The organism is Kitasatospora sp. NPDC004669 (genome assembly GCF_040609455.1).
Classification (GTDB): Bacteria; Actinomycetota; Actinomycetes; order Streptomycetales; family Streptomycetaceae; genus Kitasatospora.
This window is the reverse complement of sequence record NZ_JBEXKB010000003.1, coordinates 175,080-200,371: the sequence shown is the minus strand read 5'-3', so window position 1 is coordinate 200,371 and position 25,292 is coordinate 175,080. Positions and strand designations below refer to the sequence as shown.

24 protein-coding genes are annotated in these 25,292 nt (G+C 69.8%); 18 read left to right on the top strand and 6 right to left on the bottom strand.

What is annotated here, in order from left to right; translation table 11 throughout:
- Window positions 1-182: 182 nt before the first annotated feature.
- From ABZW30_RS04505 to rodA, 9 genes are all read left to right on the top strand, one after another.
- Complete coding sequence (locus tag ABZW30_RS04505) at window positions 183-707, top strand: hypothetical protein (protein WP_355669545.1); 525 nt, start codon at window positions 183-185, stop codon at window positions 705-707.
- A gap of 688 nt (window positions 708-1,395) precedes the next feature.
- Entirely contained in the window at window positions 1,396-2,787 is a 1,392-nt protein-coding gene (locus ABZW30_RS04500) for a folylpolyglutamate synthase/dihydrofolate synthase family protein (protein ID WP_355669544.1), read from the top strand.
- A gap of 1 nt (window position 2,788) precedes the next feature.
- Entirely contained in the window at window positions 2,789-3,133 is a 345-nt protein-coding gene (locus ABZW30_RS04495) for a DUF4233 domain-containing protein (protein ID WP_355669543.1), read from the top strand.
- A gap of 172 nt (window positions 3,134-3,305) precedes the next feature.
- Window positions 3,306-3,719, top strand: a complete 414-nt coding sequence (gene ndk, locus ABZW30_RS04490; protein ID WP_355669542.1) for a nucleoside-diphosphate kinase — start codon at window positions 3,306-3,308, stop codon at window positions 3,717-3,719.
- A gap of 343 nt (window positions 3,720-4,062) precedes the next feature.
- Window positions 4,063-5,088 carry a rod shape-determining protein gene (locus ABZW30_RS04485; RefSeq protein WP_355669593.1) on the top strand — a complete coding sequence of 342 codons (1,026 nt, stop codon included), beginning with the start codon at window positions 4,063-4,065 and terminating at the stop codon, window positions 5,086-5,088.
- A 97-nt stretch (window positions 5,089-5,185) separates the two neighbouring features.
- Window positions 5,186-6,139: a rod shape-determining protein MreC gene (gene mreC / locus ABZW30_RS04480; RefSeq protein WP_355669541.1), complete on the top strand. Its 954-nt coding sequence runs from the start codon at window positions 5,186-5,188 to the stop codon at window positions 6,137-6,139.
- A 3-nt stretch (window positions 6,140-6,142) separates the two neighbouring features.
- Window positions 6,143-6,784 (top strand): rod shape-determining protein MreD, encoded by a 642-nt coding sequence (gene mreD, locus ABZW30_RS04475; protein WP_355669540.1) that lies wholly within the window; start codon window positions 6,143-6,145, stop codon window positions 6,782-6,784.
- Window positions 6,785-6,841: 57 nt separating this feature from the next.
- Window positions 6,842-9,133 carry a penicillin-binding protein 2 gene (mrdA, locus tag ABZW30_RS04470; protein WP_355669539.1) on the top strand — a complete coding sequence of 764 codons (2,292 nt, stop codon included), beginning with the start codon at window positions 6,842-6,844 and terminating at the stop codon, window positions 9,131-9,133.
- 227 nt (window positions 9,134-9,360) lie between these two features.
- Window positions 9,361-10,560: a rod shape-determining protein RodA gene (rodA, locus tag ABZW30_RS04465; RefSeq protein WP_355669538.1), complete on the top strand. Its 1,200-nt coding sequence runs from the start codon at window positions 9,361-9,363 to the stop codon at window positions 10,558-10,560.
- A gap of 91 nt (window positions 10,561-10,651) precedes the next feature.
- Here the strand turns inward: rodA and ABZW30_RS04460 are convergent, their stop codons facing one another.
- A complete protein-coding gene (locus ABZW30_RS04460; protein ID WP_355669537.1) occupies window positions 10,652-11,968 on the bottom strand; it encodes a M14 family zinc carboxypeptidase in 1,317 nt (438 codons plus the stop codon).
- A gap of 517 nt (window positions 11,969-12,485) precedes the next feature.
- Between ABZW30_RS04460 and ABZW30_RS04455 the strand changes: the two genes are divergently transcribed.
- On the top strand, window positions 12,486-14,429 hold the full coding sequence (locus ABZW30_RS04455; protein ID WP_355669536.1) for a TIGR03960 family B12-binding radical SAM protein: 1,944 nt from the start codon (window positions 12,486-12,488) through the stop codon (window positions 14,427-14,429).
- 325 nt (window positions 14,430-14,754) lie between these two features.
- Here the strand turns inward: ABZW30_RS04455 and ABZW30_RS04450 are convergent, their stop codons facing one another.
- The 3 genes from ABZW30_RS04450 to ABZW30_RS04440 all read right to left on the bottom strand — a co-directional run bounded on the left by ABZW30_RS04450 (window position 14,755) and on the right by ABZW30_RS04440 (window position 17,407).
- Window positions 14,755-15,201, bottom strand: coding sequence for a phage tail protein (locus tag ABZW30_RS04450; protein ID WP_355669535.1), 447 nt, complete (start codon window positions 15,199-15,201; stop codon window positions 14,755-14,757).
- A gap of 191 nt (window positions 15,202-15,392) precedes the next feature.
- Complete coding sequence (locus ABZW30_RS04445; protein WP_355669534.1) at window positions 15,393-16,106, bottom strand: creatininase family protein; 714 nt, start codon at window positions 16,104-16,106, stop codon at window positions 15,393-15,395.
- A gap of 17 nt (window positions 16,107-16,123) precedes the next feature.
- Window positions 16,124-17,407: a hypothetical protein gene (locus ABZW30_RS04440; RefSeq protein ID WP_355669533.1), complete on the bottom strand. Its 1,284-nt coding sequence runs from the start codon at window positions 17,405-17,407 to the stop codon at window positions 16,124-16,126.
- Window positions 17,408-17,577: 170 nt separating this feature from the next.
- Here ABZW30_RS04440 and ABZW30_RS04435 point away from each other — a divergent pair, with 170 nt between their 5' ends.
- The 3 genes from ABZW30_RS04435 (at window position 17,578) to ABZW30_RS04425 (ending at window position 18,834) form a co-directional block, all read left to right on the top strand.
- The gene (locus tag ABZW30_RS04435) at window positions 17,578-18,036 is read left to right on the top strand and encodes an ATP-binding protein (RefSeq protein WP_355669532.1); all 459 of its coding nucleotides are present in this window, start codon (window positions 17,578-17,580) and stop codon (window positions 18,034-18,036) included.
- A 154-nt stretch (window positions 18,037-18,190) separates the two neighbouring features.
- On the top strand, window positions 18,191-18,550 hold the full coding sequence (locus tag ABZW30_RS04430; RefSeq protein ID WP_355669531.1) for a hypothetical protein: 360 nt from the start codon (window positions 18,191-18,193) through the stop codon (window positions 18,548-18,550).
- On the top strand, window positions 18,547-18,834 hold the full coding sequence (locus ABZW30_RS04425; RefSeq protein ID WP_355669530.1) for a hypothetical protein: 288 nt from the start codon (window positions 18,547-18,549) through the stop codon (window positions 18,832-18,834). The genes ABZW30_RS04430 and ABZW30_RS04425 overlap by 4 nt, the downstream gene beginning before the upstream one ends.
- 370 nt (window positions 18,835-19,204) lie before the next feature.
- Here the strand turns inward: ABZW30_RS04425 and ABZW30_RS04420 are convergent, their stop codons facing one another.
- On the bottom strand, window positions 19,205-19,837 hold the full coding sequence (locus ABZW30_RS04420) for a DUF4231 domain-containing protein (protein ID WP_355669529.1): 633 nt from the start codon (window positions 19,835-19,837) through the stop codon (window positions 19,205-19,207).
- 715 nt (window positions 19,838-20,552) lie between these two features.
- Complete coding sequence (locus ABZW30_RS04415; protein WP_355669528.1) at window positions 20,553-21,341, bottom strand: GntR family transcriptional regulator; 789 nt, start codon at window positions 21,339-21,341, stop codon at window positions 20,553-20,555.
- Window positions 21,342-21,595: 254 nt separating this feature from the next.
- Between ABZW30_RS04415 and ABZW30_RS04410 the strand changes: the two genes are divergently transcribed.
- The 5 genes from ABZW30_RS04410 (at window position 21,596) to ABZW30_RS04390 (ending at window position 25,205) form a co-directional block, all read left to right on the top strand.
- Window positions 21,596-21,949: a hypothetical protein gene (locus tag ABZW30_RS04410; protein WP_355669527.1), complete on the top strand. Its 354-nt coding sequence runs from the start codon at window positions 21,596-21,598 to the stop codon at window positions 21,947-21,949.
- Window positions 21,949-22,155, top strand: a complete 207-nt coding sequence (locus ABZW30_RS04405; RefSeq protein ID WP_355669526.1) for a hypothetical protein — start codon at window positions 21,949-21,951, stop codon at window positions 22,153-22,155. Before ABZW30_RS04410 ends, ABZW30_RS04405 begins: the two co-directional genes overlap by 1 nt.
- Window positions 22,152-23,462: an FtsK/SpoIIIE domain-containing protein gene (locus tag ABZW30_RS04400; RefSeq protein WP_355669525.1), complete on the top strand. Its 1,311-nt coding sequence runs from the start codon at window positions 22,152-22,154 to the stop codon at window positions 23,460-23,462. The genes ABZW30_RS04405 and ABZW30_RS04400 overlap by 4 nt, the downstream gene beginning before the upstream one ends.
- Window positions 23,462-23,653 carry a hypothetical protein gene (locus ABZW30_RS04395; protein WP_355669524.1) on the top strand — a complete coding sequence of 64 codons (192 nt, stop codon included), beginning with the start codon at window positions 23,462-23,464 and terminating at the stop codon, window positions 23,651-23,653. The genes ABZW30_RS04400 and ABZW30_RS04395 overlap by 1 nt, the downstream gene beginning before the upstream one ends.
- Before the next feature lie 127 nt (window positions 23,654-23,780).
- Window positions 23,781-25,205: a replication initiator gene (locus ABZW30_RS04390; RefSeq protein WP_355669523.1), complete on the top strand. Its 1,425-nt coding sequence runs from the start codon at window positions 23,781-23,783 to the stop codon at window positions 25,203-25,205.
- The last annotated feature ends 87 nt before the right edge of the window (window positions 25,206-25,292 follow it).

Genomic DNA, 25,292 nt, shown 5'->3' with positions numbered 1-25,292 from the left:
TGCTCCCTTCCGGCGAATATTCATCCTGGACCGGGTGACGTCCTATTCCGAGCGAATTGATTCCGGTCTTGCCCGCGCGCGTTCGCGGAAGTTTTCAGGTCGGATGTGTACGGTGTGCACGGAGTTTCCGAAGGGCGTTTCTGCTGAGCGTTCCTGCTGAACGACGGACGGGAGGGCATGGCGTGGTGGTGACCGAGGAGTTGGCCGAGGAACTGCCTGCCGCGGCGGTCGAGGAGGCCAAGGCCAGGGCGGCGACGCTGCTGCTCGCCTTCCGGCACGGCAACCAGCTCGCGTTCGACCACGAGCTGGACCTGCTGCTCGAGGAGAACGTCGAGCGGGAGGTGACCACACTGCTCACCTGGATCGCCGCCGAGGCCGTCCGCAAGGCGTACGCCCCCGAGGTCGGCGACCGGGTGCTGCGGTCGATGGCCCGGCGGGCCCCGGAGGACACCGCCGCGGTCCAGGTGGACGAGGAGACCGCGAACGCCGCCCAGCTGATCGAGGCGGTCGCGGCCGGCGAGGTGGCCGAGGTTCGCGGGCTGGTCGCCGCGACGGCCGACACCACCTACCTGCTCGGCGGCCTGCTGCAGGGCGTCGCGATGATGCTGCCGCTGCTGCCCGAGGGCGAACTGGCCGAGATCACCGCCGAGTTGCGCCGTCGGCACAGCGGCGCCGCGCACGTCCCGGAGGCCCGGGCCGGGGTCTGATCCCGAACCGGCCCGGGCCTGCGGGGGTGGTCACGGCATGGCGTGCAGGTGGCATGACTCCAGTTCCAGCGGGGGAGGGCCGGTGGCGCCTGGTGGGGTCGCGCCTTCCGGGGCGTCGATGGTGCGCGTGCGGGAGCTGTCGAAAGCTCAAGTCCCCGTTGAGAAACGGGACTTGCCTCGCAAGGTGGAGTAGACCAATCCGGCTGCCAAGAGGCCCTGTGCGGTCGGCGCGGCGATCCGGGCCGAGGCGAGGCCGTCGCCGCGCCGTACGGGCTCGGGGTGGCGGCGAGCCGGGCCGGTCGCCCGGGAGTGCCGGGTTCGAAGGCGTGGCGGGAGCCGGCCCAGTGCACGAGGAAACGTCCGAAGGCGAAGGCCGTGTAGCCGCCGAGTGCCAGGGAGGCCGGTCCGGCGGCCCGGGCGATCTCTTCCCGGCGGAGCGCGATCCAGTCGTGCAGGGCGTCGGGCATGGCGCGGTACTCCTCATGATTAAAGGCCGTCGGCTCCTGTGGGTTGCGAATCGGTGCTCCATTGCCGTTCGAAATCGCTAAAGAAATGGCAAAGGGGGTGAATTAGAGGTATGGGGTAAAGCTGGTACAAAATGGTCGTTATCGCCCCGACCCCCGGCCCGACCCCCGGTCCCGCTCTCACCCTGTGAGGACGGGCCGCCGTTGCTCCGTAGACTGTGGTTGTGAGCGACAAGGCCGACCCGAACCCGTACACCCTCCGCCCCGCCGACGGCGGCACCGGCGACGCCCTGCGCGACGTCGAGCTGGAGCTTTCCAAGCGCTGGCCGGAGAACAAGCTGGAGCCCTCGCTCGACCGGATCGAGGCGCTGATGGACATCCTGGGCGAGCCCCAGCGGTCCTTCCCCTCCATCCACATCACCGGCACCAACGGCAAGACCTCCACCGCCCGGATGATCGAGCAGCTGCTCAACACCTTCGAGCTGCGCACCGGCCGCTACACCAGCCCGCACGTGGAGACCGTCACCGAGCGGATCAGCCTGGACGGCGCCCCGATCAGCCCCGAGCGCTTCGTCGAGGTCTACCGCGACATCGAGCCCTACGTGCAGATGGTCGACGCGGCCCAGCCGGTGCCGATGTCCTTCTTCGAGGTGCTGACCGGCATGGCCTACGCCGCCTTCGCCGACGCCCCGGTGGACGTCGCCGTGGTCGAGGTCGGCATGGGTGGCTCCTGGGACGCCACCAACGTGATCGACTCCGTCGTCGCGGTGATCACCCCGATCGGGCTGGACCACACCGACAAGCTCGGCGAGACCACCGGCGAGATCGCGGTCGAGAAGTCCGGGATCATCAAGTCCGGCGCCGTCGCCGTGGTCGCCCAGCAGCAGCTGGACGCCGCCCAGGCCATCCTGCGCCGGGCCGTCGAGGTGGACGCCACGGTCGCCCGCGAGGGTATGGAGTTCGGCGTGATCCGCCGTGAACTCGCCGTCGGCGGCCAGCTGGTGACGCTGCGCGGGCTGGGCGGCGAAGAGTACGAGGACGTCTTCATCCCGCTGCACGGCGAGTACCAGGCGCACAACGCGGCGCTCGCGCTGGCCGCGGTGGAGGCCTTCTTCGGCGTCGGCGGCGCCCGCGGCGGGCAGCTCGACGTGGACAAGATCCGCCGGGCCTTCTCCGGCGTCTCCTCGCCGGGCCGCCTGGAGGTCGTCCGTCGTAGCCCCACGATCATCCTGGACGCCGCGCACAACCCGCACGGCGCTCAGGCCACCGTCGCCGCGATCTCCGAGTCCTTCGGCTTCACCCGTCTGGTCGGGGTGATCGGCACCTCCGGGGACAAGGACGTGACGGGCGTGCTGGAGGCCTTCGAGCCGATCCTGGCCGAGGTCGTCATCACCCGGAACTCCACCCACCGCGCGATGGACGTGGACGCCCTCGCGGCCCTGGCCGTGGAGATCTTCGGCGAGGACCGCGTCCAGGTCGAGCCCCGGCTCGACGACGCCATCGCCGCCGCCGTCACCCTGGCCGAGGAGGAGGGCGACCTCGGCGGCGCCGGGGTACTGGTCACCGGTTCGGTCATCACGGTGGGCGAGGCCCGCCTGCTGCTCGGGAGGAAGTGACATGAGGACGCTCTGCTCCTCGACGCTGATCGGCGAGGCGTTGCTGATCATGTTCGCGGCGCTGGTCGCGATGCGGCTCTCCAGCGTCTCGACCGCCAGCGTGTGGATCGTCAGCGGCATCGCGATGGCGCTGTGCCTCGCGCTCTGCGGCATGATCAACCGCCCCGGCGCGGTGCAGATCGGCTGGGTGCTGCAGGCCGGCCTGATCGCCAGCGGCTTCATCCTGCCGACCATGTTCGGCCTCGGCGTCGTCTTCGCCGGCCTGTGGTGGTGCTCGGTGCACTACGGCCGCAAGGTGGACCAGTTCAAGGCCGCCCGCGCGGCCGCCGAGGCACAGGCTGCCTGACGCGTCGGCCCGGCGATCGCCGGGACGGGCCCGATCGCCGACCGCGCCTCGCCGATCGGCGAGGCGTCGGCCCCGCGATCGCGGGGGCGGACCAGCGGAACCGGCAGGTCGTTCACGCAAGGTAATCTCTGCCGCATACCGCATGCCGTACCAAATCCCCAGGAGACGCACCGTGTCCCAGCGCACTCTCGTCCTGCTCAAGCCCGACGCCGTCCGCCGCGGCCTGGCCGGCGAGATCATCAGCCGCATCGAGCGCAAGGCCGGCTGGCAGCTCGCCGCCATGGAACTGCGCACCTTCGACCGGGCGACGCTGGAGCAGCACTACGCGGAGCACGTGGGCCGCCCGTTCTACGAGCCGCTGCTGGAGTTCATGACCTCCGGCCCGTCGATCGCGATGATCGTCGAGGGCGAGGAGGTCGTGAAGGGCATCCGCATGCTGGCCGGCGCCACCAACCCGCTGGAGGCCGGGGCCGGCACCATCCGCGGCGACTACGCGACCATCACCCGCGAGAACCTGATCCACGCCTCCGACTCCCCGGAGTCCGCCGAGCGCGAGATCAAGATCTTTTTCCCGGCGCACGCCTGATCCGAACCGGGCGACATGCCCGGGCGGACGGGGCGTCACGCCCCGCGCGGACCTTGGGACTGCCCCGGTCGGGACCGTTGGCCCGGCCGGGGCATTCTTATCGTGAAATAGGGAACTGACGGCGCCGACACGGCGTCCCAATGCTCGGAGAAGCGATCACGCTCCGGACAATGGACGTATGCCCCCACGTCGCCGTCCGTACCGTGCGGCGTGACTACGATGGACGCGACTCAAGGGCCCGGTAAGGCAGCTCAGCTGGTCTCCGCCCAAGCATGGGCGTGTATTCGTCCACCCCCCATGAACTCCGAGCCCGGGAAGGCACCCACACCCCATGGCGAGCAACCTGTCGTTCATCGGCCGCGACTTGGCGATCGACCTCGGAACTGCCAACACGCTGGTGTACGTCAGGGGCAAGGGGATCGTCCTCAACGAGCCGTCCGTCGTCGCGGTGAACACCAACACCGGCGGCATCCTCGCGGTCGGCGTCGAGGCCAAGAAGATGATCGGCCGCACGCCCGGCAACATCGTCGCCATCCGCCCGCTCAAGGACGGCGTGATCGCCGACTTCGAGATCACCGAGCGGATGCTGCGCTACTTCATCCTCAAGATCCACCGCCGCCGCTACCTCGCCCGCCCGCGCGTCGTGGTCTGCGTGCCCTCCGGCATCACCGGCGTCGAGCGTCGCGCCGTCATCGAGGCCTCCTCGCAGGCCGGCGCGCGCCAGGTGCACATCATCGAGGAGCCGATGGCCGCCGCGATCGGCGCCGGCCTGCCCGTCCACGAGGCCACCGGCAACATGGTCGTCGACATCGGCGGCGGCACCACCGAGGTCGCCGTGATCTCCCTCGGCGGCATCGTCACCGCCCAGTCCATCCGGGTGGCCGGCGACGAGCTGGACAACGCGATCGTCCAGCACATCAAGAAGGAGTACTCCCTCCTCCTCGGCGAGCGCAGCGCCGAGCAGATCAAGATGAGCATCGGCAGCGCCTTCGGCCTGGAGGGCGAGAAGGACGAGCACGCCGAGATCCGCGGCCGCGACCTGGTCAGCGGCCTGCCCAAGACCGTGGTCATCTCCGCCGCCGAGGTCCGCGAGGCCATCGACGAGCCGGTCAACTCGATCATCGACGCGGTCAAGACCACCCTCGACCAGTGCCCGCCCGAGCTGGCCGGCGACGTCATGGACCGCGGCATCGTGCTCACCGGCGGCGGCGCCCTGCTGCGCGGCCTGGACGAGCGGCTGCGCCGCGAGACCGGCATGCCGATCCACATCGCCGAGAACCCGCTCGACTCCGTCGCACTCGGCTCCGGCAAGTGCGTCGAGGAGTTCGAGGCGCTCCAGCAGGTACTGGACGCCCAGCCGCGCCGTTAGTACCACGACGACACATCCGACACTCAACTGAACGGGCAGCCGTCCGGGCCCCACAGCCCCGGGCGGCCGCCAGGTACGAAGGGGCAGTACCAGCACCGTGAGGGACACACGAGAGAGCCGGCTGCTGCTCATCCTGCTGGTGGCCGTCGCCTTCGCGCTCATCACCGTGGACATCAAGGGCGGTGAGGACTCCCCGCTCGGCCCGGCCCGCCACGCGGCCGCCCGCGTCCTCGGCCCGGTCGAGCGCGGCGCCGCCACCGTGGTCAACCCGGTCGCCGACACCGTCCGCGCCTTCCGCGACGCCGCCACCAACAACGGCCGCACCGACCAGCTCGCCCGTGAGAACACCGAACTGCGGCAGAAGCTCGCCTCCTCCGACATGGCGAGCGGGCGCACCAAGCAGTTGGACGACCTGCTGCGCACCGCGGGCGCCGGCGGATACACCGTCAAGGCCGCCCAGGTCATCGCGATCGGCCCGGCCCAGGGCTTCTCCTGGACCATCACCATCGACGCCGGCAGCGACGACGGCCTCACCCGCGACATGACCGTGATCAACGGCCAGGGCCTGGTCGGCCGGATCACCACCATCGCCCGGACCACCGCCACCGTGCTGCTCGCCTCCGACCCCGGCTTCTCGGCCGGCACCCGGCTGGAGGGCAGCGGCGAGATCGGCTTCGCCTCCGGCGGCGGCGACAGCCCGATGAAGGTCTCCCTGCTCAACGGCAAGGCGCAGGTCAAGACCGGCGACCGGCTGGTCACCTTCGGCTCGCAGAGCGGCCGCCCGTTCGTGCCCGGTGTCCCCGTCGGCAAGGTCACCGAGGTCCAGGCCAACGCGGGCCAGCTGACCAAGACCATCCTGGTCGAGCCCTTCGTCCAGTTCACCCGGCTGGACCTGGTCGGCGTGGTGGTCGTGCCACCGCGCGCCGACCCGCGCGACGCCGTCCTGCCGCCCGCCCCCACCCCGGGCCAGAGCCAGTCCCCCGCCGCGCCCGTCCAGCCGCAGGCCCCTGCGGCCAGCACCCCGCCCGCCAAGCCCAATGGGGGGAACTGAGCCATGCGCCTCGCCCGCATCCCCGTCTCCGCCGCACTGATCCTCTTCGGCCTGATCCTCCAGGTCAGCGTGTTCGGCCGGCTCCAGCTCCCGGGGGCCACCCCGGACATACTGCTACTGGTCGTGGTCGGCCTGGCCATGGTCTACGGGCCGACCGGCGGCTGCCTGGTCGGCTTCTCGGCCGGCCTTCTCGCCGACCTCGCGCCGCCCTCCGACCACGCCATCGGCCGCTACGCCCTGGTGCTCTGCCTGATGGGATACGCCGCCGGGCTGTTGCGCCCCGAGCACGGCCGACAGCGCTCGGTCTCCAGCGCGCTGCTGGTGGTCGGCGCCGCGGCGATCGCCTCCACCCTGCTGTACGCCATGGTCGGCGCTCTGGTCGGCGACACCGCGGCCCGGCACGTCGGCCTCGGCGGCCTGGTGATCAGCGCCCTGCTGTACGACCTGCTGCTGGCCCCGTTCGTGGTGCCGCTGGTGATGCTGCTCGGCCGCCGCTTCGGCCGCGACCCGGTGACCGCCGCCAGCGACGACGACGAGGGCGGTCCGGGCCTCGGCACCCTGGCCCGCTACCGCACCACGCGTGAGGTCTCGTCCGGCCCGAAGTACAGGAAGCGGCGCGTCCCCGGCTTCGCCCGGCGCCCGTAACCGGCCCGTCCAGGCCCCCGACCTCCCGACTTTCCCGCACCCTGGAGCGCACGAGACGTGAGCAACATCCCCGAGACCGGCCGAACCCGGCGGGTGACGATCCGTCTGGTGGTACTGCAGATTCTGGTGCTGTCACTGCTCGCCACCCTGGGCGGACGGCTGTGGTACCTGCAGATCCGTAACGCCAGCGTCTACACCGCCAAGGCGACCGGCAACCACATCCGCGAGGTGGTCGAGCCGTCCGTCCGCGGCGAGATCCTGGACGCCTCCGGGCGGATCCTGGCCGGCAACGAGGCCCGGCTGGTGGTGTCCGTCAGCCGTACCTCGCTGCTGCAGCAGAAGGACGGCGGCAAAGCGGTGCTGGGCCGCCTCGCCGAGGTGCTGGGCATGTCGGCCAAGGACGTGCAGGAGAAGGTCCGGCTCTGCGACGCCAAGACCTCGCAGCCCTGCTGGAACGGCTCGCCCTACCAGCCGATCCCGGTCACCAAGGAGGCGACCACCCAGCAGGCGATGCAGATGATGGAGCGCCGCGAGGACTTCCCCGGGATCACCGCGCAGCCCACCGCCGTGCGCCGCTACACCGGCGTCGAGGGCGCCAACATGGCCCAGGTGCTCGGCTACCTCTCGCCGGTCACCGACGAGGAGGTCAGCAAGACCGCCGACAAGAGCGGCCTGGACCGCTACCTGCCGGCCGACCAGATCGGCCGGGCCGGGCTGGAGTCGGTGTACGACCGCGACCTGCGCGGCACCGCCGGCATCACCAAGCTGGAGGTGGACAACCTCGGCCGGGTGATCGGCACCGCCGGCACCGTCGCGCCGCAGACCGGCAACAACCTGGTCACCAGCATCGACGCCCGGGTGCAGAAGGTGGTCGAGGACAACCTGGCGCAGGCCATGGCCGAGGCCCGGAACACCTTCGACAAGGTCACCAACCGTAACTACGAGGCCGACTCCGGCGCCGCCGTCGTGATGGACGTGCACACCGGGCGGATCATCGCGATGGCGAGTGCCCCGACCTACGACCCCAACCTCTGGGTGGGCGGCATCAGCGGCAAGGACTATCAGTCGCTGACCAGCAAGGACTCCAACTTCCCGCTGCTGAACCGGGCCATACAGGGTCAGTCCGCCCCCGGCTCGACCTTCAAGGTCGTCTCGACCACCGCCGCCGTGCAGGCCGGCTACTCGCTGGACGGCACCTACCCGTGCCCCAAGAGCATGACCATCGGCGGTCGCGAGTTCAAGAACTTCGAGAGCGAGAACTTCGGCGCCATCTCCCTGGAGAAGGCGCTGGAGGTCTCCTGCGACACCGTCTTCTACGGCCTGGCGTACGACCAGTGGATGAAGGACGGTGGCATCAAGCCGAAGAAGGATCCGGGCGACTGGTTCTTCAAGACCGCCCACCAGTTCGGTCTCGGCGCCAAGACCGGCATCGACCTGCCGTCCGAGGTGACCGGCCGGGTACCGGACCGGCAGTGGAAGCAGTCCTTCTACGACAACAACAAGGACGCCTGGTGCGCGCAGGCGCAGAAGGGCGGCAACAGCTTCTCCGACCAGATCGCCCGCGAGAACTGCGTGGACGGCTACCAGATGCGCGCCGGTGACGCCGTCAACTACGCGATCGGCCAGGGCGACACGCTCGTCACCCCCGTCCAGATGGCCCGGATCTACTCGGCGCTGGCCAACGGCGGCACCTTCTACCGGCCGACCATCGCCAAGGCCGTGATAAGCCCGAGCGGGGATCTCGTCCGCGAGATCGCCCCGCACGAGGACGCCAAGTTCCCCGGTGACCAGAAGCTGCTCAGCTACATCGACCAGGCCACCGCGGGTGTCATCACCAGCGGTACCGCCGCCTGGAAGTTCAACGGCTGGCCGCAGGACAAGATCGCGCTGCACGCCAAGACCGGCACCGCCGAGGTCGAGGGCAAGCAGACCACCTCGTGGCTGGACACGTACAGCAAGGACTACGCGGTCATCATGACGATCAGCCAGGGTGGCACCGGCTCCGGCGGTTCCGGTGACGCCATCCGGCGGATCTACCAGGCGCTGTACGGCGTGGACGACAAGGGCGCCATCGACAACGGCAAGGCGCTGCTGCCGACGCCGCAGGGCGAGCTGCCGAAGTTCAACCCGGACGGCACCGCGATCATCAAGCCGGCCTCCTACGCGATCGACCCGGCGCCGGGCGCGCCCGCCCCGGCCCCGGTGCTGTCGGCCGTCACCCCGGCCCAGGCGGACGCGGCCCAGGCGACGGCTTTCCTCGACCCGATGCCGCCGGCCGACAGCCCGGCGCCGTACACCGCGGCCGATGCCGCGCTCGAACCGAACCGCCCGGGAAGGGGACGGGCATGAGTGAGCGTAGCGAGCGAATCGTCGGATGGTGCGCGTTGTGCGGAGCGCCTGCCGAGCGAAGCGAGGTGGGCGCGTGAGCGAGCGAAGCGAGCGAACCAACAAGAGGTGCGCGTTGTGCGGAGCGCCTGCCGAGCGAAGCGAGGTGGGCGCGTGAGCGAGCGAAGCGAGCGAACCAACAAGAGGTGCGCGTTGTGCGGAGCGCCTGCCGAGCGAAGCGAGGTGGGCGCATGAGCTCCTACGGCTCCTACCGGCAGCTGCGGCTGGCCCCGCAGCGCACCGGGGTCTCCAAGGCACTGGCCAAGGACTCGCCGCTGTGGCGGCTGGACTGGATACTGCTACTGGCCGCGCTGGCCCTCTCGCTCGGCAGCTCGCTGCTGGTCTGGTCGGCGACCCGCGGGCGCGACAACCTCACCCACGGGGACCCGCAGTACTTCCTCTACCGGCACCTGACCAACTTCGTCGTCGGCCTGGTGCTGTGCGCCGTGGTGATAGCGATAGGAGCCCGGCGGGTCCGCACCCTGGTGCCGTTCGTCTACGTCGGCGTGATCCTGCTGCTGCTGGCGACGCTCAGCCCGATCGGCTCGACCGTCAACGGCGCGCACTCCTGGATCCAGCTCGGCGGCGGCTTCTCGATCCAGCCCGCCGAGTTCGCGAAGATCGGGATCGTGCTGTCGATGGCGGTCGTGCTGTCGGACCAGGTGGACGCGGGGGAGCGGGAGTTCCCCTCGCACCGGGCGGTGTTCCGCGGTCTGATCTGGGCCTGCCTGCCGATGGGCCTGGTGCTGCTGATGCCGGACGCCGGGTCGACCATGGTGATGTCCGCGATCGTGCTGGGCATCCTGCTCGGCTCCGGCGCGGCCAACCGCTGGGTGCTCGGCATCCTCGCGGCCGGGGTCGGCGGCAGCATCGCGATCTGGAAGCTCGGACTGCTGAGCCAGTACCAGATCGACCGCTTCGCCGCCTTCGCCAACCCGCAGCTCGACCCGAACGGCGTCGGCTACAACACCGCGCAGGCCCGGATCGCGATCGGCTCGGGCGGACTGACCGGCAAGGGGCTGTTCCACGGGACGCAGACCGTCGGGCAGTTCGTGCCGGAGCAGCAGACCGACTTCGTGTTCACCGTCGCCGGTGAGGAACTGGGCTTCGTCGGGGCGCTCGCGATAATCGCCCTGGTCGGCGTGATCCTGTGGCGCGCCTGCCGGATCGCCCGCCAGGCCACCGACCTGTACGGGACGATCGTGGCGGCCGGCGTCATCGCCTGGCTCTCCTTCCAGGCCTTCGAGAACATAGGGATGTGCCTGGGCATCATGCCGGTCGCGGGCATCCCGCTGCCCTTCGTCTCCTACGGCGGCTCCTCGATGTTCGCGGTGTGGATCGGCATCGGGCTGCTCCAGGCGGTGCGCAGCCAGCGGCCGATAGCGGCCTGAGCCCGCTTGCCATCGGGTTGCCGTCGGGGCCGGTCCGGGAACTTCCCGGACCGGCCCTTTCCCCTTGCGGCACAGCCGAGTCGGCGATTCGTCAGATCGCTTGGAGCAGGCAGTCGGTGGCGGTGAGCACCGCCCGGGTCTGGTGGGCCAGCTGCTCCTGCACCGGGACCCAGCGGGCGCCGAAGCGGTGGCGCAGCCGGTCCAGGCTGTCGGCGACCACCGCGCGGGCGCGCTCCCGGGCGGCCTCGGCCCCCGAGCCACGGGCGTCGACCAGCAGACGCAGCAGGATCGAGGCGACCCGCAGCGGCAGCCGGGCGGCGACCAGCCCGGCGGTGGTCGCCCGGGAGGCGCTCAGCGGGCTCGGGCACCAGAGCTCCAGCCACTCGTCGGCGACCCGCGGGGCGACCGCCAGGTTGAACTCGGCGGTGCGCACCAGAGCGCCGTGTGCCTCCCGGGCCTGCGCCGGCACGCAGGAGAGCAGCGCGCTGAGCTCCGCGGTACGCGCGGTGAGATCGCGCGCGGCCTCGCCGACGGCCTGCGGCCCGGCCGGGTGCGGACGGGCGTCGCCGACCGCGTCCACCGCCCACATCGGGACCTCCAGCACGGCGGTGACCGCGCCGGACTGGGCCGCGTAGGACCAGGTGGACAGCTCCGGCTCGTCCGGCAGCGCCCGGGAGATGTCCTCGCTGCCGGGCCCCGGCATCAGGTAGGTGCCGGGGGCCGGGCTGGCCCAGCCGATGGCGTCGTAGGAGTCCACGTCCAGCGGCAGGCCGGCCCGGTCGGCGGAGCGGGCGAAGCGCTCGGACAGCCCCGGCACCGGGCCGGTCAACTGGACGAAGGCGCCGCCGAAGTCCACCCCGTGCAGCGAGCACTGCAGGAACGGGCGCAGCTCGTCGATCAGACCGGTCAGTGCCACGCTCTCCGGCATCGGCGGGCGGCCCGAGCCGGGGGCGGGCAGCAGTTCGGGCTGCTCCTCGAAGGCGGGGCGGAAGAAGTGCTCGTAGTGGCGGCTCATGGTGAGCGGGCCGTCCAGCCAGCCGGCGTTGAGCGCGGCACCGTCCGGGTCCAGGCAGAGCAGCAGGTGCCAGGACAGGCCCGGCCGGGCGGGGCGCTCCAGCAGCACCTCGGCCAGCCGGACCGCGGCGGCGGTGCCGATCGGCTCGTTGGGGTGCGGTCCGCCCACCACCAGGGCGGCCTGCGGGCCCCGGTCGACCGAGAGCAACAGCAGCGGGCGCCCGGCCCGGGAGCGGCCGACCTCGCGCAGCCGGCAGCGGTCCGGGCGGCGCAGGGCGAGCCGTCGGGCCGCGGATTCGGCCTGGGCCTGCGTGGGGTAGCGGGCCGGCGGCCGGGTGTCGAGGGTCCTGTCGAGGATCCGCAGGGGTCGGACCCGCCGACCGGTGTCGGTCATGGTTCTCCTTGCGACCGGTCGTGCGGCCGCCGGGGCGCGGGCGTGCTGCGCCACCGGACGCGGCCTGCGGGCCGGGGACGGGCTCTGCGGGGCCGGGGGAGGGGCCTCGCGGGGGACGGGGGAGGTCGTGCTGGGCGAGACGGTCCGCCGGGGGAGTCGGCGTTGGCCGAGCGTACGACCCAACTCCCCTCTCCGGAAGGGGTACAGGGCCTTGGGCAGGGCCCTGTCAGTAGCGCACGGGCCGTCCGGGCGTGTCAACGGCGGGCGGCGCCGGGCGGCGGGCGCGCACCGTGCGTGCCGGGGCGGGTACGAGTGGGTGCGGGCGGGGCGGATCGCGCCGGGGCGCACCAGGGGCCGGCCGGGGGCCCGGTTCGGCAGGAAGGCCGGTTCGGAAGGGGGGCCGGTTCGGGCGGGATTCCCGGGCAGACGGGGTGTTCCCCGGATTGGGCTACTCTTGAGGGTCACCCCTCCCGTGCCGGCTCGCGGCACCGAATCACGTCGTAAGGGTTCCTAGTACATGACTGTCGAATCGGTCTTCCCACGCCTGGAGGCCCTCCTCCCGCACGTCCAGAAGCCGATCCAGTACGTCGGCGGCGAGCTCAACTCGACCGTCAAGGACTGGGACGCCTGCGACGTCCGCTGGGCGCTGATGTACCCCGACGCCTACGAGGTCGGCCTGCCCAACCAGGGCGTCATGATCCTCTACGAGGTGCTCAACGAGCGTGAGGGCGTGCTGGCCGAGCGCACCTACAGCGTCTGGCCGGACCTGGAGGCGCTGATGCGGGAGCACGGCGTCCCGCAGTTCACCGTGGACGCCCACCGCCCGGTGAAGGCCTTCGACGTCTTCGGCCTGTCGTTCTCCACCGAGCTCGGCTACACCAACATGCTGACCGCGCTCGACCTGGCCGGCATCCCGCTGGAGTCCAAGGACCGCAGCGACGAGGACCCGATCGTCCTGGCCGGCGGCCACGCGGCCTTCAACCCGGAGCCGATCGCGGACTTCCTGGACTGCGCGGTGATCGGCGACGGCGAGCAGGCCGTCCTCGACATCACCGAGATCATCCGCGCCTGGAAGGCCGAGGGTCGTCCGGGCGGCCGCGACGAGCTGCTGCTGCGCCTGGCCCGTACCGGCGGGGTGTACGTCCCGAAGTTCTACGACGTGGAGTACCTGGCCGACGGCCGGATCGGCCGCGTCGTGCCGAACGCCCCGGGCGTGCCGTGGCGGGTGTCCAAGCACACCGTGATGGACCTGGACGAGTGGCCGTACCCGAAGCAGCCGCTGGTCCCGCTCGCGGAGACGGTGCACGAGCGGATGTCCGTGGAGATCTTCCGCGGTTGCACCCGCGGCTGCCGTTTCTGCCAGGCCGGCATGATCACGCGCCCCGTGCGGGAGCGAAGCATCACCGGCATCGGCGAGATGGTCGAGCGCGGGCTGAAGGCGACCGGCTTCGAGGAGGTCGGCCTGCTGTCGCTGTCCAGCGCCGACCACACCGAGATCGGTGACATCGCCAAGGGCCTGGCGGACCGCTACACCGAGGACAAGATCGGTCTGTCGCTGCCGTCCACCCGCGTCGACGCCTTCAACATCGACCTCGCCAACGAGCTGTCCCGCAACGGGCGCCGCTCGGGCCTCACCTTCGCCCCCGAGGGCGGCAGCGAGCGCATGCGCAAGGTGATCAACAAGATGGTGTCGGAGGAGGACCTGATCCGCACCGTCGCCACCGCGTACGGCAACGGCTGGCGCCAGGTGAAGCTGTACTTCATGTGCGGCCTGCCCACCGAGACCGACGAGGACGTGCTCCAGATCGGCGAGATGGCGAAGAACGTCATCCAGAAGGGCCGCGAGGTCACCGGCCAGAACGACATCCGCTGCACCGTCTCCATCGGCGGGTTCGTGCCCAAGCCGCACACCCCGTTCCAGTGGGCCCCGCAGCTGTCCGCCGAGGCCACCGACGCCCGCCTGGCCAAGCTGCGCGACTCCATCCGCGGCGACCGCAAGTACGGCAAGAACATCGGCTACCGCTACCACGACGGCAAGCCGGGCATCGTCGAGGGCCTGCTCTCCCGCGGCGACCGCAGGGTCGGCGCGATCATCCGCGCCGTCTACGAGGACGGCGGCCGCTTCGACGGCTGGCGCGAGTACTTCTCGTACGACCGCTGGATGGCCTGCGCCGACAAGGGCCTGTCGGGCACCGGCGTCGACGTCGACTGGTACACCACCCGCGAGCGCTCCTACGAGGAGGTGCTGCCCTGGGACCACCTGGACAGCGGCCTCGACAAGGACTGGCTGTGGGAGGACTGGCAGGACGCCCTGGAGGAGGTCGAGGTCGACGACTGCCGCTGGACCCCGTGCTTCGACTGCGGCGTGTGCCCCCAGATGCAGACGGCTATACAAATTGGCCCGACGGGCAAGAAGATGCTGCCGCTGACGGTCGTCAACGGCGCTGACCAGCAGAAGTAGCCGACGACGTGGGTGACACGGTGAGCGACCTGTGTGACTTACTTCACAGCCTTCCGGAGGGTGAGCGGGAGCTCGTCCTGGGCGCACTCGGTCTGAGCCGCGCCCCGGGCGGGCCCGCCCCCGCCCTCGGGGAGGCCCGGCAAGGCGGCCAGAGGACCCCTCTGCCCGCCGCCCGGAGTGCCCCGGGCATCGAGTCCTCGATCGAGTGGGTCTGAGGCCTTGAGGCCACGCGTAGAGCCCTCCCCGATTCCTTGGGGGAGGGCTCTGGCGTTTGGGCGCCCCGTCCGTCACACCCTTGGCGAGGCCGACTGGCGCAGCGCGGCAGTTACGCGGCGTCCAGCTCGAAGCTCTCCACCACCAAGACCAACTCCTCGATGGCAACCTCGGTGGCAGTGCCGCTGAGCGATGGTGCCGAGTATTGCTTGGGCCAGGCGTTGGTGAACTTCCACCGCAACGCCGGCTTGCCAGCCTCGTCGTTGAGCGTGATGTGGCCGCTGCGGCGAACCACGGTGCCCTCCAGCACCGATCGCCGCCAGTCCCACAGCTCACGGTTGGTGGTGAAGCCACGCTTGAGCGTGATGTCACCGAACTTCTTCAGCCCTGGGAGCTTGATGACCGAGAAGTCCATGTTGCCTTCGCGGTACTCGATCACGTCCTGCTCGGTGTTGGCCCCGCTGCACTCGGAGAAGCCGTGCGAGCCTGCCAACCCGTCGATGTCCAGCGTGAAGTTGAACGCGGCGAATGGATCAACTCGCTGTCCGCTTTGTGCCATGACCGTTCCTCCTGCGTACCGAGCCGGCGGCCGCCGGCGACCGTGCCAGCCCCTACCCGGAACCGGAGATACGCCAACTCGAACAGACGCACCGGCACCATTCGGACCAGATATCCAAATCGTCCGTGGCCGACGTGCAGGGACCGTGTGGGCTGGGCCGGTTCATCGTTCGGGTGGATAGGGGGTAGCTGTCAGCTACCCCCTATGAGTGACAGGTGGGCGGCGGCCGACTTGGAGAGGCTCTCCAGGATGGCCCTGCCCTTCTCGGCAGTACCGAGGGACGGGCGGCCGATGATGCCGTTCTGCGTGTAGCCGGCCATTCCCAGGGTCAGGAGGTGGGGGCGCTCCGGGGCGTCGTGGTCGTCGCCCTCGATGCCATCGCGGATGAGGTGGGGCGCGCCGTGGAGGAGGAGGGACACCTCCAGCTCGCCGCCGTGCATGTCCTCGGCGCCGCTGCTCTCCAGGGCGGCGGCTTCGCGGGCCTGGTGCCAGTCCTCGCGGACCGGGAAGAGGGCGACTCGTGGGCCCTCGGTGTTGGCCTCCTGGACCGCGTTCGAGAGGACGTAGTTCCCGCCGTGCCCGTTCACGATCAGCAGGCCGGGGACGCCGGATGCTTGGAGGGACTTCCACGTGTCATTGATCACGGCGTAGAGGGTGGAGGCGCTGATGCTGACGGTGCCGGGCATGTGGGCGTGCTCGTGCGAGCAGGACAGCGTGATGGGAGGCAGGAGGAACAGGTCATAGTCGGTGGCGATCCGCTGGGCGATCAGGCTGGCGACGACGGTGTCCGTGGTGAGCGGCAGGTGGTCGCCGTGCTGCTCGAAGCTGCCGACCGGCAGCACGGCGACCTTGGCGCCGCGGCGGCGTTCGTCTGCGGAAGTGGCGGCCGTGATCAGTGCGTCCATGGGCCCACCCTCTCTCATCAGATCGTCAACGGTCGAGAGGGGAGCCCGCCGCTTATCAGAGTCAAACGGCCGGTGAACGTGGCTACTTCGGGGACAGCCTTCCAGCGCTGAAGGGCCTTGCCCGCTGCGGACAGTTCGGACATGGCTCGGGCCGACTCGGTGTCGATGGCGATCGACAGGGCTCGGTCGGCCGCGGCGGCCGCCTGCTCCGGCTCACCGGACACCGCATAGGCGCGCGCCAGCCGCGAGAGGTACACGCCCTGGTCGTTGCGGTAGATCGGCGGCAGGATCTGAAGCTCGGCCTCGAACATGCCCACGGCCGTTCGCGGATCGCCGAGTCCGATCAGACAGTTCGCGCGCTGCATCTCGATGTAGGTCGGTGTGCAGTACGCCAGATCGAGCGCGTCGTCGGCGTGTGAGTCGTCCGGCTCGGCAGCGAGTTCGTGGGCCTCATCGAACTTGGCTTGGGCGAAGCGCGGGTTGCCCATGAGGGCGTGGCCCTGGGCCTCCTGCTGGGCGGCGAGAGCACGGATGCGAAGTGTGGCGCCGACCGACCGTTGAGCGGCGCGGGCAAGACTGACGGCCTTCTGCGTGCTGCGTTGAGCGGTGGCCTGGTTGCTCTTCCGGAAGAGCACATACGCGGCCATCACGTCGTCGCCCGTCTCCTGCGCCCACTCCATGGCGCGGTCCGACCAGAAGAGTGCCTGGCCGAAGTCTCCAAGATCCTGGTTCAACCAGCCCAGGAACTCAGCGGTACGGGCGCCGATGGTGAGGAGTTCATCGCGGGCGTGACCGCCGGCGTTCTGCTGGAGCCGGTCGAGTAACTGGACGTGCCGGGTGACCGCGTCGAGTGCGTGGCGGGAGCCGAGCAGGTTCGCGGCCTTGTAGTGACCGGGCATGAGGCCGCGCAGATGGCTGACGAAGAACTCGGGGTCGATCGGTGCGCTGAGTCCCTGCCCGCTGGCGGACGGCTCGAACGATCGGTGCCGGACCTGTGGGGCTGGTGCTTCCTGCTCCCAGTCCCGCGAGACCAACCCGAGCATGTGCTCGGGGATGTGCAGTCCGTCTGCGATTCGCTCGATGAGATCGATCTTCTCGATCTTGCGCTTGCCCGCCATGACCTCGCCGACTCGGCTCGGTGTCATGTCACAAGCGCGAGCGATGAGCGAGGGGTAGATCCCGGCCAGCTTGAGCAGCCGGAACACGGCGGCGAAGTCTCGTCTTCGGCACGCGACGATCATCTCCGGGTTGGAGAGCAGGCCCGTTGGTAGCCGGTCCGGAAGGCGCGCGTCGGTCACCACAGCCCCCGCTGTCGATCAGTAGTCGCTGCAAGGAAGTTGATTACCTGTGAGTTTACCCACACTGGGTAATCACGTTGGGTACGAAGTCCGCATTCCCTCTCGGCAACCTGGTGTCAAGGGCCGGAACGTCCATGTTCTGGCCTCGCTTTGGGCGCCGGGAGGTGGTGCACGTGATCAGCTCGGGAGAGCCCGAGGACGGTGCCGAGTCGCACAAGTCGGCTGACGGGATGGCCTTGTGGGCGATGCTCACCCGCCACCGGCGGTCGGCCGGGGTCGCCAGGAACTACCTGCGGGACTTCCTCGACCAGGTCCCGGGTGGTGGCGCGCTGGCTGAGACCGGCGAACTGGTGCTGTCCGAGTTGGTGACCAACGCGGTCCAGCACGCACGGGTTTCGCCCGGCCGAGAGATCGCGGTGCGGTTCGAGATCGTGTGCACCCACCTCCGGATCGAGGTGCACGACGCGAGCGGGGAGAAGCCGGTGATCCGACGATCGGCCGGCGTGGACGAGCTGTCCGGGCGCGGGTTGTTCCTAGTGGAGGCCCTGTCTGTGGACTGGGGCTGCACGCCTCGGCTCGGAGGCATCGGGAAGATCGTTTGGGCTCTGGTGGGCCCGGGAGGCGGTGAGTGATGGGGGACAGGCGGGTGTTCGGGACGGCGGCGTCCCGGTGCTTCTACTGCGGCGCGGGGCTGCGGAAGGCGATGGCCCGGTACATCCTCGTCAACGGTCAGGCGGTGGGCGTCCACAGGTGGCACCCGCGCCGTGCCAGGGAGGTGTCGGCGCGATGATGCCGGTGCGAGACCACGGATCGGTGGGCATGGAGCTGGCCCTCGTCGGCGACGGCGCGGGGGCCGAAGGCGCCTCGACGTACCCGTTCCCGGTGGTGGTGGAGGTCCGCGGAATCACGGGGCCGGCGCAGTTCTCCCGGCTGCCGGACGCGTTGGCCGCGCTCCTGGCGTCGCTGCGGGCGCTGCCGCTCACCTGGGAGCAGCAGGAGTACTTCGACGAGCTGTTCGGACCGTCGGCGGTGCAGACGATCGGGCACCGTCTGGCCATGTACGGGGAGGTACGGACGCTGGCCTTCCTCGGCCTGACGCCGCACGTGGTCACGGTGTACCCGGCTGGCCCCGGGACGCCCTCGTGACTCGGCGGCTGTGGGCCTGCGGCGACCGGGCGTTGACCTGGTGGCTTCTGCACGGCCAGTTCTCGCCGCCGATACGGCTGATCTCGCCGGGCCGACGTGCCGCGCACCGTGAGGTGGCGGCCTGGTGTGCCGTGCCCGGCTTCGCCGACGACCAGCGATCGCAGCTGAGACGGCGCATCTGGCGCGAGACGAACGGAGTCGACGACCAGTCGCTCGGCCTGAGAGAGGCGGAGCTGTTCCGCCGGATCTTCGGCGGCGACGGGTCGACGCGGGAGCGCACCTGACCTGATCAGGGACAACTGAAGACGTGCCGGACCACCCCGAGACCTTGGCGGGACAGGGGTGGTCCGGTGGGTCGGAACCGCGAGACGGACAGCCGACGAGCTGAACAACCTGCTCGCCGCGTGCGGTGTGGCGCGCACGCAGCTGCGGGCCATCGCGGACACTGACGCCCACGGAGGCCCGGTGGTCCGTCTGGAAGGCATCGCTGAGGGGTGGTTGAGGCTCGAAGAGTTGCTGTGCCTGGCAGCGCATACCCGCCTGGACTCTGAATGACAGGCCGATCCAGTACGGACGCGAGGCGATATATCATCATGCATCGCTCGCTCTTTCTGATATAGGCGCGATGCGGATCGCGGCGGCCGCTCATCTCGACTAGAGCTGATCTGCGGCACCAGGCTGCGCTGGCTGGTCGAGCTGCTGCTGGCGCTTGCGCTGCTCGCTTTGCAACGCTTCGACTCTCTCGGTAAATTCGGCGATCGCTTCGTCGTCGCTAGTCATTGATCGATATCGGCCGGTCCTCAAATTGACTCCATTGAGCTCCTCTTCAATAGCGTCGGCGGTCTGTTGAAGATAGAAGCTTCGCTCGCGGTACTTGAAGTACCCAGTGAATCCTGCGGAGATCCCGACAGAAAAGCTAACGCCTACAGTGACCCATTTGTACTTCTCGGCAATGCTGTCCATTCCGGCAAGGATCGAGGTGGCTAGCGATCCCACAATGATGACACTTTGAAACGTGTTGTGGACAGCGCGATATCGTCGCCCGCTGCGCTGATATCGCTCAATCGAGACTGGCACAGTCTCTTTGTAGATGTGGCGCCGCGACTGAGGGTCGAGATGAAGACTGACCGCCTGAAGGCGCTTGCGCTCCTGTGCAAGTTCCAGCTCAAGCTTTTGCTTTGAGATGTACTCTGCATCCCAGTCGCCAGGTGGATCCCGTACCTCGTCAGTTGTGATGGCGACAAATGAGGCCAGCCCTAATGGGATCAGAATTAGATTGATCTTCATGAGTGGAAGAAGGCTCCACCCAGCCACATTGGCTACCAGAAGTGTTGTAATGATTATTGGTAGGGAAAAGCGAACGGCCAATGTCTGTCGCCGCAGTGCTCGTGCATCCTTAATTCGGTATTCAATTTCAAGGATTGATCTACTGTGGGCGAGTAGTAGTTCTACCGGGCCCTGTTCCAGGGATCTGGGAGTCGTCAAGTTCCACCTCGACTGGGGGTCTGTTAGTCGTTCTATGGATCGTAGTCTGCAGACAGCGGATGTATCGGAGAATCGAGATATTCGCGGCGTTGGTCTCTCTGGGGGCGGCGGAGCGGTTTTGGCCGGTGTCCTGTCTGGTTTGGGGTCGGGCATGATCGGGGGGCCGTAAGCTGCTGCGACTCGGTCAGGGCTTTTGGGCCTGGCCGCAGTGTGGCCGAGTGGCCCCCCGGTCTTGCTCGACGCGGGTCCCGGGCCAGGGAGGTGGGTAAAACCGCGGAGCCGCCTGCCCGGCCATCGCGCGGCAGCGAACGGGCCTGAGGGTCTTCGGACTTCAACCGGCGTTCATCCGAGGGCGGGCCAGGCGCCCGGCCCGGAACGGCCGTAAGGCCGCATGCCCGGCCGGGGCGGCTGGGGCCGCCCGGCGGCGCGGATGCGCCGCCGCTTGAGTAAGTGAAGAAGAGTTGCGACAGCCCCCGCGCCCGGTGTGGACGTGGGGGCTGAGTCGTGTTCGGGGTGGTCAGCGGGTGGACTTGGCCAGGCGGGGTGCGCGCTTGGGCTTGTGGGCCTCGATGGGGTAGGTGAGCGCGGTGGTTTCGGCGCCGAGGCGGGTCTCTTCGAGGATGAGGGGGAGGCCGGTTGCCTGGTCGTGAGTGATCCGGTGGGCGACCAGGAGGACGGCGGCTTCGGAGAGGTGGAGGGCTTCGCGCTCGTCGGGCTGGGGGGCGCGGGCGCTGACCCGCTCGCGCCAGGTGAGGTTGTGGCCGGCGGCGGCGAGTGTCGCGTAGGCCTCGGCCGGGGTGGCGGCAGGCTGCTGGGCGAGCGGGGTGGCCCCGATGCGCTCCATGGGGAGCAGGAGGCGGTGGAGGGCGCGGCCGGCGCCGGTGGGGTCGGTGAGCAGGCGGTCGCAGCCGAGCATCAGCTCGTCCTGGTCCATCTCCAGCAGCGGCGCGGTGATGGCGCCGGTACGGGTGCGGTAGACCGTGGGCTCCTCGGCGTGGTCGAACCAGGCGTCGATGGGCGTTGAGAAGGTGTCGGCCTGGGCGGTGATGGTTCGGTCCATGCTGACGCTCGGGCCGTGGATGGCGGTGCGGACGAAGGTGCCGCGGCCTTGCTTCACGTCCAACTGGCCTTCGCTGCGTAGGGCTGCGACCGCGAGGCGGACGGTGGGGCGGGAGACGCCGTAGGTCTCGGCGAGATCTGTTTCGGTGGGCAACTGGGTGCCAGGGGGCCACTCGCCGGTGGCGATCGACTGTCGCATCGCCGCCGCCACCTGCTTGTGCAGTGCCTCGTTCCGAATGATCGCCATGGTGTTGACCCCTTGGTGCGGACGCCGGGGGACGGGTCCGCTTCGCGTGTGCCGTGTCGTTTTCGAGGGTTCGTGTGTGGTCGTTTGCCCTGGTCGGGCGGCATCTCTAGGTCTGTCATCAGTCGCTAGCCGTTAAACGTAAGCATGAATCGCTTGCGTCGGGGCGTCAAGGAGGAGCATCATCAAGGCGCCAAAGGTAAGTACGTTTGACGACTGACGTCATGCGGCCTCTGGTGTCAGAGGAGTGTGTGCTCATGCAGTCCATTCCCGTGGACGGAACCCGGCTCGGCACGATGACCTGCATCGTCGCCCCCGAAGCGCGGATCGCGAACCGCGAGACCGGCGAGATCAGGAAGGACCGGGAGGGCCAGACCGTCTACACGGTCGGCGTCGCGGTCCGGCAGGACGGTCGGCGGGCCTCGATCATCGAGATCAGCGTGTCCGGCGAACCGGTCGGCGTGATCGAGGGCGTGCGAGTGCACGTCACTGGCCTGACCGCCTTCTCGTGGGCGATGGGGGACCGGCACGGCCTGTCCTTCAGGGCCGACGCCATCACCCCGGTTCCGGTCACCGCCCCGGCAGTCTCGCGCAAGGGCGGCGACGTCTGATGAGCAGCGCGACGCGGGTGCGCCTGCGCGGCCTGCTGCGTGAACTCGGCGACCTGGCCGAAGAGGTCGACCCGTTCGGGCGGGACGACGAGGGGGCTCAGCTCTTCGACCACATCGCCGGCATCGCTACCAAGGCTGCTGGTCAGGCTCGCGACCTGGAGACCGTGGCCCACAACGCGGCGATGGAGAACGGGGGACGACCGTGATCGTCCTCCAGTTGCTGTGGGTGGTGATGCTGGCGACGGTGCTGATCGCGCTCAGCACCGGCCCCGGGCTGCGGCGCAGCTACCCCTATGTCTGGTGGTACCTGTTCGGCTACCCGGCGACCGTGATCCGGGTCCGGGTGACGTGGCGGCGTCTGACCACGAACCTCGGTCTCGCCGTAGCCAGGCGTCCTGGGCGGGCCCGAGTCGGGGACCTGATGGTTCGCGGGGATCCGCTGCGGCCGACTCCGCCGCGGCTGGGCGTGGTGAAGTACCGGCGTGGCGGCGTGGACGTGAGGGTGCGGCTTCACCCCGGACAGGTGCCTGAGCACTTCGCGGAAGCCCTCGACGCACTCACCCACGCCTGGCGGGTGCATGCTGTCCGGCTGGTCGCGGACGAGCGGGGGTTCGTCACCCTCTCGGCGCTCGCCTGGGACCCGCTGATCACGCCCGTGGTGCCGTACCGCTTGAAGGAGCGGCTGTTGCGGGCGGTGGTCGGGCTGTTGGAGGACGGCCGGGCCTGGACGATCGACCTGCGGCGGGCGCCGCACTGGCTGATCGTCGGTGCGACCCGCTCCGGGAAGTCCACCCTCATCGCCGCCCTGGTGAAGGAACTCGCCCCGCAGCGCGTTGCCTTGTTCGGCATCGACCTCAAGGGTGGCATGGAGCTGTCCCTGTTCGAGGACCGGCTGTCGGCTCTGGCGGCGACCCGGGCGGAAGCCGCCCACCTGCTCGCCGAGCTGGTCGCGGAGACCGAGGCCCGGATGCAGCTGTGCCGTTCGGTCGGGGCCCGTTCCGTCTGGGACCTGCCGCCGAAGCTCCGCAAGATGCCCGTCGTCGTCATCGTGGACGAGGTCGCGGAGCTGTACCTGGTGGCGACCAGGGACGACAAGGCGGAGGTGGGGGAGGTCTCCACCAACCTGCTCCGGCTCGCCCAGCTCGGTGCCGCTCTGGGCGTCCACCTGGTGGTCGCCGGGCAGCGGGTCGGTTCGGACCTCGGCCCCGGGGTGACTGCCTTGCGCGCCCAGTTGGCCGGCCGGGTCTGCCACCGGGTGAACGATGCCGGGACGGCAGAGATGGCGCTCGGCGATCTCGACAAGGATGCCCTGGCTGCCGCGCAGCAGATCACCGCCGCTGAGCAGGGCGTTGCCATCACGGTTGGCGCTGACGGCCGGTGGATCCGCGCCCGGTCCGTCCACGTCACCCCCGAGCAGGCTCGTCGAGCGGCGAGGAAGTACACACGGCTGGCTCCGTCCTGGCCCGGCCTCCATGCGGCGGACGGCGAGCCGACCGACGGGGTCTACGTCTGATGGGCGGCGTTCTCGTCCTGACCGCCGTCCTGGCCCTCGTCACCTACCTCCTGGTCCGCTCCGGCGAACTCCGGGTCTGGCACGTCCTCCTCGTCGGCGTCCTCGGGATCTACCTCGACCGCATTGGCTGGGCCGACCCCGTCGTCTACGCCGTGACCTGGCTCGTCCAAGGCCTCACCCACACCACCTGAGAGGCGTGATCACCGTGCCAACCCGACCAACCACCCAGCCCGCCCGCCCCTCCGCCACCCCCGGCCGCGCCACCGCCTGTCTGGCCCGGCCGGGGCCCGGCGAACCCTGGCCTTGGAGACACCCACCATGACCGCCAGCACCAACCCGTACACCGACCCCACCGCACGCCGCGCCTTTCTCGGCCGGGAGGCGCGGCTTCGCCAACTGCCTCCGACAGAACGTGATTTCGTCCGCCTCGGCGAGATGCCGGACCTGAATCGCTGGCTGGAGCAGATCCGCGCCACCGGTGGCTGCGCCGAACCGGTCTACCTCGCCGGGCACACCGTCACGGTTGACCCCGACACCGGTGAGGTCCTGCGCCACTACTCGACCGCCACCGAACCCGGTGGCCGGCTCGCCGTCCGCTGCCGGAACCGCCGGGCCTCCCGCTGCGCGCCCTGCTCCCGGGAGCACAGCGGCGACACCTTCCACCTGGTCCGCTCCGGTCTGGTTGGCGGCAAGGGTGTACCGGAGACGGTACGGACGCACCCGAGGCTGTTCGTCACCCTGACCGCGCCCTCGTTCGGGCCGGTCCACCGGGCAGGCGACTGCCACCCGGCTCGGCGCCGACGCTGCGAACACGGCGGCCAGCACGGCTGCGGCCGAGCCCATTTGGACGCTGACCCGCTCGTCGGGCAGCCGCTCTGCGCGGACTGCTACGACTACCCCGGTCACATCCTGTGGAACGCCATGGCCCCGGCCCTGTGGAAGGCCTTCCGCGACAACCTGTACCACCACCTCGCGGCCCGGCTGGCTGTCCGACGGTCGGAGGTGCGCAAGCTGGTTCGGGTCTCCGCGGCCAAGGTCGCCGAGTACCAGAAGCGCGGCGCCGTCCACTTCCACGCCGTCGTCAGACTCGACGGACCGGATGGTCCCTCGGCTCCGCCCGCGCCCGGGGTGACGGGGGACCTCCTCTTGGAGGCCGTCCGTACAGCGGCCGCCGCCGTGGCGCTCCCGGGACCTGACTCGACGGCTTACAGCGGCGGACGACTCAGCTTCGGTCCTCAGCTGGACGTGCACACCCTTATTAATGGGGGCGGCGGGCACATCTCGGACGACGCGGTCGCCGCCTATGTCGCCAAGTACACGAGCAAGAGTGTCGAGGCCGCGGGCGCCGTCGACCGCCGCATCGAGTCTCTGGCGGAGATACAGGCCCTGCGTGTCAGCCAGCACGTTCGAGCGCTCATCACCACCGCCTGGCATCTCGGTGGCTTGCCCGAACTTCAACGCCTGCGCCTTCGGGCCTGGGCCCACATGCTCGGGTACCGGGGTCACTGCCTGACCAAGACGCGGGATTACTCCACTACATATGGGCAGCTCAGAGCCGCCCGTGCCGAGCACGCCCGCGGCCTGTACGTCGGCTGGGACGACGAGACCGTGGTCGAAGGTGCCTGGCGCTTCGCCGGAACCGGGCACACTTCGGCCGAAGCGCTCATCGCTGCTGGCATCGCCGATGACCTTGCGACCAATCGGGAGATCGTCCGCGCGGAGCAGGCGGGCGAGAGACCATGACGGCCAAGCGAGCGGGAGGCAGAGCCGCGGCGGGTTCGTGCGAGGCGGTACCGGCTCCGTTACGACGGAAGCCACCCCGTGCTCCGA

Coding starts and splice junctions, on each gene's coding strand:
- ABZW30_RS04495 (WP_355669543.1), top strand. CDS start 2,789: ATGAGGACGCTCTGCTCCTCGACGCTGATCGGCGAGGCGTTGCTGATC.
- mreD (WP_355669540.1), top strand. CDS start 6,143: ATGCGCCTCGCCCGCATCCCCGTCTCCGCCGCACTGATCCTCTTCGGC.
- rodA (WP_355669538.1), top strand. CDS start 9,361: ATGAGCTCCTACGGCTCCTACCGGCAGCTGCGGCTGGCCCCGCAGCGC.
- ABZW30_RS04460 (WP_355669537.1), bottom strand. CDS start 11,968: ATGACCGACACCGGTCGGCGGGTCCGACCCCTGCGGATCCTCGACAGG.
- ABZW30_RS04455 (WP_355669536.1), top strand. CDS start 12,486: ATGACTGTCGAATCGGTCTTCCCACGCCTGGAGGCCCTCCTCCCGCAC.
- ABZW30_RS04450 (WP_355669535.1), bottom strand. CDS start 15,201: ATGGCACAAAGCGGACAGCGAGTTGATCCATTCGCCGCGTTCAACTTC.
- ABZW30_RS04445 (WP_355669534.1), bottom strand. CDS start 16,106: ATGGACGCACTGATCACGGCCGCCACTTCCGCAGACGAACGCCGCCGC.
- ABZW30_RS04430 (WP_355669531.1), top strand. CDS start 18,191: ATGATGCCGGTGCGAGACCACGGATCGGTGGGCATGGAGCTGGCCCTC.
- ABZW30_RS04420 (WP_355669529.1), bottom strand. CDS start 19,837: ATGAAGATCAATCTAATTCTGATCCCATTAGGGCTGGCCTCATTTGTC.
- ABZW30_RS04415 (WP_355669528.1), bottom strand. CDS start 21,341: ATGGCGATCATTCGGAACGAGGCACTGCACAAGCAGGTGGCGGCGGCG.
- ABZW30_RS04410 (WP_355669527.1), top strand. CDS start 21,596: ATGCAGTCCATTCCCGTGGACGGAACCCGGCTCGGCACGATGACCTGC.
- ABZW30_RS04405 (WP_355669526.1), top strand. CDS start 21,949: ATGAGCAGCGCGACGCGGGTGCGCCTGCGCGGCCTGCTGCGTGAACTC.
- ABZW30_RS04395 (WP_355669524.1), top strand. CDS start 23,462: ATGGGCGGCGTTCTCGTCCTGACCGCCGTCCTGGCCCTCGTCACCTAC.
- ABZW30_RS04390 (WP_355669523.1), top strand. CDS start 23,781: ATGACCGCCAGCACCAACCCGTACACCGACCCCACCGCACGCCGCGCC.